Genomic DNA, 12,303 nt, shown 5'->3' with positions numbered 1-12,303 from the left:
CTGCCGGTTTCAGAACTGAGTCCGTTACCGTCCATTCTGTCACAGGATTCCGCAGTTTCGGTGTTCTGCAACTCAGATACATGTCGGGCAGGCGCCCCCCCCGGACGATTTCAATGCCCAGCAAACCTGAAATTTCTGTCGTACTGCCGGTCTGGAATGCGGAATGTACCATCAAATGCGCAGTTCAATCGATTCTGAGTCAGACGCTGAGAAACTTTGAGTTACTTGTTATCGATGATGGTTCCACTGATCGAACACCGGAGATCCTTGATCAGGTCCAGGACAAACGGGTGCAGGTCGTACGAACCGAACATCAGGGAGTGGCTGGAGCGGCGAATCTGGGTAACCGCCTGGCCAAGGCTGCAATCATTGCACGAATGGACGCGGATGATACGGCTGATCCCCAACGTCTGGCCTGCCAGCTGGCCCATCTTCAGCAACACGGACTTGATGTCGTTGGATCACGTGTACAGATTCAGCCGAAGAACGGGCGGCTGACTAAAGGAATGGCTCGCTACGAGCAGTGGATTAACAAAGAAACAATTTCATCGGAAATGATTCTGGCTCTGCGTTTTGTTGAGTTCCCGCTGGTCAACCCTTCCATCATGGCCAGACGGAGTTATTACCTTCAACAATTCAGCGACAACAGTTTTCCGGAAGATTATGACCTCATGCTGCGGGCTGCCAGATCTGGAATGCGTTTCGGAAAAACACCGGAGTCTCTTTTGCAGTGGAACGACTCACCCAATCGCCTGACCCGCACGGATGTTCGATACAGCCGGCAGGCCTTTATGGACTGTCGTCAATATCACCTGAAGAACGGTCCTTTACTGAATATTTCAACCGTCGATCTCTGGGGAGCCGGCCGCACAGGTAAGCCGTGGCTCCGCTGGCTGCATTCGGAAAACATCAAAGTTCGTAATTTGATCGAGGTCAGTACACGCAAACAGGGACAGTTGATTCACAACGTGCGGGTTGTTCCTCCTGAATCCATCGGTCCGCCGGACGGCACTCCCCTGGTGGTTTGTGTCGGAGCTGCCGGTGCTCGTCCGTTGATTACAGAGTTTGTGACCGGACAGGGTTACTGTGTCGGTGAAGACGTATGGTTTGTGGCATGATCCGAACAAATTCTGAAACGAGGAACCTCAGAACCTCCTGCCACCGATTCATCCGGGACACAACTGCGGCTCGGTCTCAGGGGCCCGTGCAGGCATACTGAAGAACAGAACTCTCACCTGCCTGGAGCTGAACTGTTCTTTGCGCGGCTGTTTACAGTCAATCCACATTGATCGCCGCTGCGTTTAAGTTCCATGGCTTTATCTGTTCTCGCCAGATAACAGCACCCTCAGATACTGAAATGTTCCCGGCCGGTTTCGGAGCTGCCACAACAAGCAGTGACCGCGCAGTCATCACAGGGGCTACCCCACTTCAAGCAGGTACCGAAACCGCAGCTGCTTCAGCCACCAGACTAACATTTCAAATTTTGGGGCTCGGCTGATTGCATACAGCATTGCCATAACCGAGTATACCCGTGCGGGCCCTACAACCAGTGTTATCAGCCTGACTGTGATTCATCGTTACGCTCAGCACAGCTATTTTGAATGGACTGAGTTTTATGGCACGGCACTTCAGGGACTCGCGCACACGTTTCGAACGACTCAAGTGCAATCTTTTCTCAGGTCGCAGCAAATCACGGCAAGAACGTTCATCCATACTCGGTGAACAGACTGCAACGTCCTTCGGTGCCTTATTCAGTGACACAGGTGGTTTTCTGCGTCGTCATTTCCCTGCAGTCTACCGACAATTTCAGCGACCACGGACTCAACAGCAACGGTCCGTCCCAAACCACATTAACGCGATCGAATCACTGGAACAGCGTGTCCTGCTGTCTGCCGCATGCGGGGATGACCTGCATGTCCAAACGAGAGCCGACGTTCCTCTGGGCATGTTCACTCCGGAAGAGATCGCGTTCTTCGAGAGCGTGATCCCTGACAGCGCGCTTTGCACTAAGTTTCCCGTGCCCGCCTCAAACTCAGCTGTCGTTGCCCAGGACGGAAGCCATGCGACCGACCCCCTGACGTTTGTGGTCGATTTCAAAGAATCAGGACAGGGCAACACGACCGACATTTTTGGCAATGTGGTGACCACATTCGACGTGACGGCCTATGGATTTGCCGCCGAGGATTTTAACACTGTCGCCAACTCGATCATGGCAGAAGTCGATGAAGACTACTTCACAGAACTGGCAGGAACGGTGGCCGGCCCCGCCGGACAGGATCTTGCCGTTGACTTCGTTATTGGTGATATCGGTACGGCACCCGTCGGAATCACGGAGTACTACTACGTTCAGGTGGGCACCGGAACATCCGGACCGCACTCCGGGGGAACACTGGGTGTGGCCGGGGGAAGTGTGGTTCGTAATACCGGAGGCACCGGTCCCAACAACGGTATTCAAATCGGTGATGTCGTGTCGTCCGTGTTTACCGATGCCATTGTAACTCTGGGAGGACTCACACCATCTAATGCCCTGACTTCCGGAAACCTGGGCTTCACCACTAATGCCATTTCCGGAACGTTGTCTCACGAAATTGGACACACTGTTTCCCTTTCACATATCGACAAAGCCGGGTCTGTCCAGCCGACCGGCGGTGCCTCCCCGATCATGGGCACCGGGGCCATCGATCTTCCCAACAACGACCGTATCGGTGACCGCGAATTTTCGCTGTCGGGGACAGACAGTCAAAACGCCGGAGCCGCCGTTTTTCATATCCCGCAGCTTGTGGGCTCTGTCGGCCTGCATTCCACCGGAGCGGTAAACACCGCTGAAATTCGGGGACAAAAATGGAACGATCTGGACGGTGACGGCGTCCGCGATGCCAATGAACCTCCCCTGAATGGCTGGACAATTCAGTTGTTTAACAGCGGCGGCGCACTGGTGGCAACTCAGGTGACAGCCGATGTGGACCTGGACAGCAGCGGGACCATCGACGCCCAGACAGAAAGTGGAATCTATGTATTCACAGAACTTGCCGCGGGATCTTACTCCGTTAACGAAGTGCAGCAGCCCGGGTGGACTCAGACGGCACCGATCAGTACTGACGTCTTCGTTCAGGATTTTGAAACAGGACTCGGTGCGAATGAAACCGTTGCGGGAAGCTTTTCCATCAATGCCTCGAATGCCCCGCTGAATAACGGCACTCAGATGATGGGACACTCCGCCAACTACGGGGCAACCGACTATTCGTTCTATGAAATCTCTTTAGATTTAACAGGGCAAAACGATGTTCGACTGCAGTTCGACTATGTCGCCCATATCGAAAACACGTTCGACGGTTTCAACGTCCAGGCAAGTTCTGGAGCCATCAATCCTCCGGGCGATCTGCTCAGTCCATTGGCGGGAATGACTTACGACACATTGAGTGCTAATTTCGGTCTCGTACCGCAAATTGGAACCTCCGGTTATGACAGCAACGAAGCCCTCGATACAGGTCAGGCCGTGTTTGATCTTTCCGCTTTCGATGGGCAAACAGTGAACGTACGTCTACAGTTTGGAAGTGACAGCAGCGTCAGCAATCCCGGGATCAACCTGGATGACATTCGGGTGTTTGAAAACGTCGCGTCCGGAACACATGCCGTGACACTCACAGCGGGCCAGCAGGCCACCGGTCTGGACTTTGGAAATCAACAACAGGGACAGAACAACGGCGAAATACGCGGACAAAAATGGAACGATCTGGACAACGATGGAGTGCGTGACGCAGCCGAACCGGGACTTAACGGCTGGGTAATCCAGTTGTTTGACAACGGCGGCACACTTCTGGCGACACAGACCACTGTTGACGTTGATCTGGACAGTAGTGGAACCATTGATCCCGTTACGGAAAGCGGTCTGTATGCGTTTACCGGACTTGCGGCGGGGAGCTACACGGTTGACGAAGTTCAACAGACAGGATGGACTCAGACTTCTCCCATCCCCGCCCCGCTGACCTCATACGCCTCCGGTTCGGCGACCCTCGATCTGCACACAGCTGTTCAGGACAACGTCGGCGCCCGGACCACCTATCGCGGACTGCGATACCAGCCAACAGCAACAACTCCCGAAGCCGCAGCCCGTGAATTTCTGGCCAACCACAGCGCCCAGCTAAATGTGCAGGCTGCCCCGGACAGTCTGCAGTTGGTGGAAGTCAAACACGGACTCGCCGGCACCTACACCCGATTTCAGCAAATCCATCAGGGACTTCCTGTCTACGGCGCGCACGTGACCGTTAATCAGGGATCCGATGGCACAGTGCAAACGGTACACACCAGCTATGCTTCAGGAAAACTTCCTGTTCGGGCTAACACAGCTCTCACTGCAGTGGCTGCGGAGGATGTGGCGGCCGATACGGCCGGTGTCACCGAGACCTATCTCTCCACCACTTCGGAACCGGTCTGGTTTCGACATCAGGATGGCAGCATTCGTCAGGCATGGCGAACCATGACTTATTCGGCTGCACCACTGGCCGATTTCCTGACCCTTGTTGATGCGCAGACCGGCGAAGTTCTGCTGCGGGAAGACAGGATGGCGCATGTGGATGGAACCGGTCATGTGTACGAAGCAAATCCATGGCAATCCCAGGGCAATGGCACAAATCTCGTTGACAACAATGACGCGAATAATCCCACACTGGAAGCTCAGCGAGTCACCGTGACGCTGCAGGGGCTCAACCCGGTGACAGGCCCGGGTACGGGCCTGTTGGTAGGTGAATTTGTCGACCTGGCCACACTGAACAGCCCCTTTCTGCCGGACATCGACGCTAATGAAATGTCCAGAGTCTATAATTACACTCGAGATGATGACCGCTTTGAGCAGGTAGTGATCTACCATGCAGTGGATTCGGTCCAGCGATATTTTCATTCGCTGGGTTTCGACGATGACACGGGTGTTGCCAACGGGATTCGTGATTTCCCAACTCTGGCCAATGCACACTGGGACACAAACGATAATAGTTTCTATTCCACCGGTAACGATGCGATTCATTTTGGTGACGGTGGTGTCGACGATGGAGAAGATACTGATATTGTCCTCCACGAGTACGGGCATGCTGTTCAGCATGACCAGAATGCCAACTGGGGTGGTGGCGAGATGGGTGCCATGGGAGAAGGCTTCAGCGATTATCTCGCCGCCAGTTTCTATGCCTCCGTCGGGGACCCGGTGTTTCAGAACAGCCACGCCGCTGCTGTCGGAGAGTGGGATGCCACATCCTACAGCTCAGACAACCCACCAAACTTAAGACGCGTAGACGGAACAAAAATCTACCCAACAGATCTCGTTGGTCAGGTCCACGCTGACGGGGAAATCTGGTCACGTGCCCTTTGGGATATCCGAGCGGCCATCGGTGCCACCACCGCCGACAAGGTCATTCTTGAATCTCACTTCGGACTCCCCGCCAATTCTACGATGCCGGATGGAGCACAGGCCGTTCTGCAGGCCGATGTGAATATCAATTCAGGAGCTAATGCGGCCGCTATCCGCAGTGCGTTTGTGGATCGAGGTATTCTTTCAGCTTCTGCCGTTCCAGGAACTGTCACACTGAATGCCGAGTCATATACAGTCGGCAGTTCCGTAACCGCAACCGTGACTGACTCCGACGTCACCGACCCCACACTGAATGTCGACATTTCCTCGAGCGGCTTTGACAGCGAATTCATTACGCTGACCCAGCAAAGTGCGGGTGTCTACAGCGGCAGCATCAACACATCATCCACCGGCACGGCGGGGGACGGGACACTCAACCTGGCAGTTGGAGATATCATCACGGTCACCTACCAGGACGCCGACAGCGGCGGCGGAACACCCGCCGCTGTAACTGACACCGCTACGATTGTCGCTGTATCTGCCAACCATACAGTGGTCCTGACTGCCGGACAGGTGGTAACAGGCCGGGACTTCGGAAATCATCAGGCAAATCAGAACACCGGTGAAATTCGTGGACAAAAATGGAACGACCTGGATGCTGACGGTGTGCGGGATCCCGGGGAACCAGGCCTGAACGGCTGGGTGATTCAACTGTTTGATAACGGTGGCACACTCCTCACCACACAAGTCACGGCCGATTCAGATTTAGACAACAACGGCACGATTGACCCGGAAACAGAACGAGGTTTATACACCTTCAGCGGACTGGCCGGCGGCACATATACAGTCAGTGAAGTTCAGCAGCCAGGCTGGACACAAACTTCTCCCTCCGGAGGCGGGTCAAGCGACCCTAACGGATTCAATGTCACCAAATTGAGTCAGTTTGACCTGTCTGCTTTTTCCGGCGGTAATACCTCAGGAAATGACATCACCGGATACGTCTCTCCGTCCGGTCGTGAATACGCGATTATCGGTCTGTCGCACGGCACAGGTTATGTTGAGGTTACAAATCCTGCCAGTCCCTCCATTGTGGCTTTTGTTCCCGGACCGGATGAAGGACTGCCGGCGACCACGCACCACGAAACAGCTGAAAGCCATGTGCACCTGAACAAAGGTGCTTCAACGTGGCGTGACATTAAGACATTCGCTCAACATGCGTATATTACCAACGAAACATCGGGTGGGCTGCAGATTGTCGACCTCACACAAATCGACACCGGAATCGTCACCAGTGTGGGCACACTCACCGACAGCGGACTGCAGACAGCCCACAACATCGCAATTAACCCCGACAGCGGATTTGCTTATCTGCTGGGAGCCAACATTGCCGCAGGTGGCCTGGTGGTGGTGGATGTGGCTACGAACCCGGCTGCACCCACCATTGTTGGCACCTGGAGTGAACGTTATCTGCACGACGCGGAAATCGTCAGTTACACCACGGGCCCGTCGGCCGGACGCGAAATCGTTTACGGATTTGCAGAAACCGAAGGACTCAAAGTAATTGATGTCACGAACAAGGCCGCCATGGTCACACTGGCCACTGTTCCTTATCCCAATGTGACTTACTCCCATTACGGCACGCTCAGCACCGACCAACAGCACCTGTTTATCAATGATGAACTGGACGAACAAAACAACACCAATGTTTCCACAACCACGACTTACGTGTTTGACATTTCCACTCCCGCCACACCGGCCTTTTTAAGCTCGTTCACAAACGGCAACACAGCCATCGATCATAACCTCGAAACTCGTGGCAACTTTCTGTTCGAAGCAAATTACACAAGTGGCCTGCGTGTGTTTGATGTTTCTGATGTGAACAATGTCCAGGAAACCGGTTACTACGACACCTTTCCCGCAAGTGATGCCACAGAATTTAACGGCGCATGGGGGGTCTATACAGACCTGCCCAGTGGGGTTGTGCTGGTCTCTGATTTCAACTCCGGTTTGTTTGTGCTGGATGTAACACAGGCCACAACAGGCACCCCACTGGCCTCCAGTACCGTTGTGCACGAGTTCGGCAGCGAAACGGGTCACACACACGGGGACGGAACTGTCCATTCCCATACCGAAGGCGGTACGCCACACGAACATTCACACGAAACCGAACACGAGCACGCCGACGGAACAACTCACTCCCATCCCGAAGAAACAACATCACACGAACACTCGCACGAAACCGAACACGAGCACACCGACGGAACAACTCACTCCCATCCCGAAGAAACAACATCACACGAACACTCGCACGAAACTGCGAAACAAGCTGCGGCGGATCCTCACGGACACGATCACGACCACTACCTTGCAGCGCCCTACTACGTGCCACCACGTCAAGCTCTGATAAACCCTGACGAATGGCTCTCTGATACGACTGCAGGCGCACCGCTCGAGACTGCCATGACGTACCTGCAGTCGCAGGCAGGTCAGTTAGGACTAACAGCGTCAGAACTGAATCAGTACGTGGTCACAGATCAGTACCGCACGGAGAGTCTGGGGGTTACGCACATTTATCTCCGACAACTACACGGCGGCCTGCCCGTGATCGGTGCAGATATCAACATTAACGTGAGTGATTCCGGCCAGGTACTGAACGCCTACAGTGCATTCATCGGTGGACTGGGTACCGCAGATACGCCCTCACCGGCATTGTCCGCAGAGCAGGCACTACAGGCGATGGCCGGCGAACTGGGGCTGTCAACAGACGTCATCCCAATAATGCTGGATTCAGCTTCCGACACCGCTCGATCATCGACTCTGCTGGCCAACGAGATCGCCCGCTCCCCGGTTTCAGCTGAACTTGCCTACGTGCCAAACTCAGCAGGTGGAGTGCGTCTGGCGTGGAAATTAAATTTAGAAACCGTAACCGGCGACCACTGGTTCGACGGCAGCGTGACCGCTGACACCGGCGAAATGGCGGGGCTGACAGACTGGGTCAAGCATGCTACGTACAACGTCTATGCAGTCCCTAAGGAAAGCCCAAGTGACGGCGGACGCTCTCTGGAAGTCGATCCCGCCGACACCACGGCGTCTCCGTTTGGCTGGCATGACACCGATGGTATCAGTGGAGCTGAGTTCACAATCACCCGAGGCAACAATGTTACTGCGTACGCAGACAGAGATGACGACAACGTACCTGACTCCGGCTCCCAGCCGGACGGGACGTCTTCACTAGCATTCAATTTCCCGGTAGATCTGGGCCTGGCACCGTCGACTTATCAGGACGCTGCCGTCACCAATCTGTTTTACTGGAACAACATTCTGCACGACGTACACTATGCTTATGGCTTCAATGAAGCAGCGGGAAATTTCCAGACCAACAACTATGGCAACGGAGGCACAGGGGGTGACGCCGTTCAGGCAGAGGCCCAGGACGGCGCCGATGTGGGCAACGCCAACAATGCCAATTTTGCCACCCCGCCCGATGGTTCTGCGCCACGAATGCAGATGTATACCTGGACCGCACCAACTCCCGATCGGGACGGAGATTTTGACAACGGGATCATTATCCATGAGTACGGTCATGGTGTCTCCAATCGCCTGACCGGTGGACCATCAAATGCCGGAGCCCTGAATGCCCAACAAAGCAGTGGCATGGGAGAAGGCTGGTCTGACTGGCACGGTCTGATGCTCACACAGATTGCCACCGACACAGCTAATGACGGCCGCGGGATAGGCACCTACGCGCTTAATCAGCCTACCACCGGCACCGGGATCCGAACCCAACGTTATTCGTATGACACGACGGTCAACACACACACCTACGGATCCATTTCCAGCGGACTTTCAGTGCCGCATGGCGTCGGGGAAGTCTGGGCCACCACACTTTGGGATTTAAACTGGGCACTGATCGGCGGCAGTTCTCTGGATCTGAATCTCCCTAACGTTGGTCTGGGTTTCGATCCCGATTTCATCAACGGCACCGGCGGCAACAACCTCGCGATGCAGCTGGTCATGGACGGCATGAAGCTGCAGCCGTCGAACCCCACATTTCTTGACGCTCGGGACGCGATACTGGCTGCCGATCAGGCGGCCAACGGCGGAGCCAATCAGGACACAATCTGGAGAGTCTTCGCACGTCGCGGAATGGGATTCAGTGCCAATGACGGCGGCAGTGCCAACACTCTGGCCGTCACTGAAGCGTTTGACCTGCCGGCGACCAGCACCGGAACCATCGAGCTCAACGCTACTTCCTACGAGGTCGGGACCAGTGTCGGAATAACGGTACGGGACATCGATCTGTCAGTTTCAGCATCCAACACGATTACGTTAATCAGCTCTGGAGGTGACACAGAAACCGTAACTCTCACATCCGCGGGTATGGGCGTCTTTACCGCAACTGTGGGCACCAGCGCCAGCGGATCTACGGAAGATGGTACACTCAATGTACTCGCCGGAAACACAATCACAGCGACCTATAATGACGCAGACAACGGCAGCGGCACAGCCGCCGTTGTGACCGACACCGCCAGTGTGGTGTCATTTGTTAACGTCTTCGTGCAGGACTTTGAGTCCGGATTAGGCGGAAACGAGTCTATTTCCGGTACTTTCGTGATCAACAATACGAATACCACACTAAATAACGGGACCCAAATGATGGGTCACCCCGGTCCGGCCTACGGCAACAACGAATATTCTTTTTATGAACTGACGGTGAATCTCGCCGGATTCACAGGCAACCAGCTGGAATTTGACTATGCCGGACACATAGAAGCCAGCTGGGATGGCTTCAATGTCCAGGCCAGCACAGCGACCATCTCTCCGCCTGGAAATTTAATTAGCCCTGTATCAGGGCTGCCCTATGGCACACTGAATTCCGGAGCGGTTGCTCAACTGGGCACCACGGCCTATGACAGCGGAGGGTCCGTGAACACCGGTACCGCAGTATTCGACCTATCAGCTTTTGATGGTCAAACTGTGAATCTCAGACTGCAGTTTGGCAGCGATGGTACTGTGACGCAACCAGGGATTAACATCGACAATCTGCGAATTCGGGCCACCGGCACTGATGGAACTCCTCCATCCAACCAACCCCCCACACTGGACGCCATCACCGCAGTCACAATTCAGGACAACGCTGGTCTGCAGACCGTCTTGTTCACCGGCGTCACTGCGGGAACCGGTGAAACCCAGCCATTGGCCGTGTCGGTCATCAGCAGCAACACAACCGTCGTGCCAACGCCGACTGTAAATTACACAACTCCCGACACATCAGGCACTCTCACTTTTTCTCCTGTCTCCGGACAGACCGGAACCTCCAACATCACGGTCACGGTGACCGACGGCGGTCCGGACGGTGATCTGGCAACCACCGCTGACAACGCCACTGTAAGCCAAAGCTTCGTGGTGACGGTCATCCCTTCGGGTGGCGGTACTCCCGGAACTCAATCGGTCACCCTCATCACCGGACAGATTATCAGTGGAATTGATTTCGGTAATCACAACGATGCCCCCACTGCCAATGCGGGTCCGGATCAGAATGTCAACGAAGGAGACGTCGTCACCCTCGACGGTTCCGCCTCCACCGATCCTGAGTCTCAACCACTCACTTTTGCATGGACTCAGACAGCCGGTACCGCGGTCACACTCTCCGACGCAGCAGCAGCCCAGCCAACCTTCACTGTTCCGGACCTCCTGAACGGCGAAACCCTCACCTTCCAGCTGGCGGTTTCCGACGGTGTCAACAATTCTGTCGCTGATGATGTGGCCATCACCGTCTCAGCCGATAACGATGCCCCCACTGCCAATGCGGGTCCGAATCAGAATGTCAACGAAGGAGACGTCGTCACCCTCGACGGTTCCGCCTCCACCGATCCTGAGTCTCAACCACTCACTTTTGCATGGATTCAGACAGCCGGTACCACGGTCACACTCTCCGACGCAGCAGCAGCCCAGCCAACCTTCACTGTTCCGGAACTCCTGAACGGCGAAACCCTCACCTTCCAGCTGACAGTTTCCGACGGTGTCAACAATTCTGTCGCTGACGATGTGGCCATCACCGTCAACGTCATTCCGCCACATTCCGGTGCACAAATCGTGGACAACAGCGATCCGGACTTTTCAATTGAAAGCGGGTCATGGACCGAACGTAACGGATCCGGTGGCGCAGCAGATACCTACCGGTTCTCAGCCCCCGGCGGCGGTAACGGAGTGGTCAGCTGGACATTCAATAATCTGGAACTCGGAACTCTGTATCGAGTATCAACCACATGGACGCCTCATCCCAACCGTGCCACTAATGCTCCGTATACCATCCTTGACGGGGCTAACGTCCTCTCCACCGTACCTGTCGATCAGCAACAGACACCATCCGGCAGTCCGGATCTCACCGATCTGGGAGTCTCCTGGCAAAACCTCGCCGGACCATTCCTGACCAACAGCGGAACACTGACCGTACAGTTGACCAATGCCGGTGACGGATACGTCATAGCTGATGCGGTTCGCATCGAAAGAACCAGCAATCCCTCAGTTGGACCTGAAATTAACGTCCTGGATGATCTGCTGTCGATCACTGACGGATCAGGTAATGTCTCCTTTGGTACCACCACCACCGGTTCACCCGTCAATAAAACATTCACCGTCAGAAATGTTGGAACCTCCGATCTCACACTGCAACCCGTAACAGTTCCCGCCGGTTTCACCGTCATCGGTAATATCGCTCCGAATACGGTTGTCGCCGCAGGCGCTCAGACGACATTCACCGTACAGCTCGATGCAACGACCAATGGTAATTTCAACGGACTGCTTTCTATCGCCAATGATGACGGTGATGAAAATCCCTTTGACTTCAACATTAACGGCACCGTCATCACCTCCGTCCCCGTCAGTATCGTGGACAACAGCGATCCGGACTTTTCAATTGAAAGCGGGTCATGGACCGAACGTAACGGATCCGGTGGCGCAGC

At 55.0% G+C, this 12,303-nt stretch carries 2 protein-coding genes; both read left to right on the top strand.

Annotation, left to right across the window (positions count from 1 at the left end):
- Positions 1 to 113: 113 nt before the first annotated feature.
- Positions 114 to 1,118, top strand: a complete 1,005-nt coding sequence (locus MK110_03105) for a glycosyltransferase (GenBank protein ID MCH2210263.1) — start codon at positions 114 to 116, stop codon at positions 1,116 to 1,118.
- A gap of 497 nt (positions 1,119 to 1,615) precedes the next feature.
- Positions 1,616 to 12,303 (top strand): choice-of-anchor B family protein (locus tag MK110_03100; protein MCH2210262.1); only part of this gene is annotated, 10,688 nt, incomplete at its 3' end.

Source organism: Fuerstiella sp. (genome assembly GCA_022447225.1).
Lineage (GTDB): Bacteria > Planctomycetota > Planctomycetia > Planctomycetales > Planctomycetaceae > S139-18.
Note: the sequence above shows the minus strand (reverse complement) of the source record. Positions and strands in the feature narration are given on the sequence as shown.

Bases quoted from the DNA above. Each gene is read 5' to 3' on its own strand.
- MK110_03105 (MCH2210263.1), top strand. From the start codon at position 114: ATGCCCAGCAAACCTGAAATTTCTGTCGTACTGCCGGTCTGGAATGCG.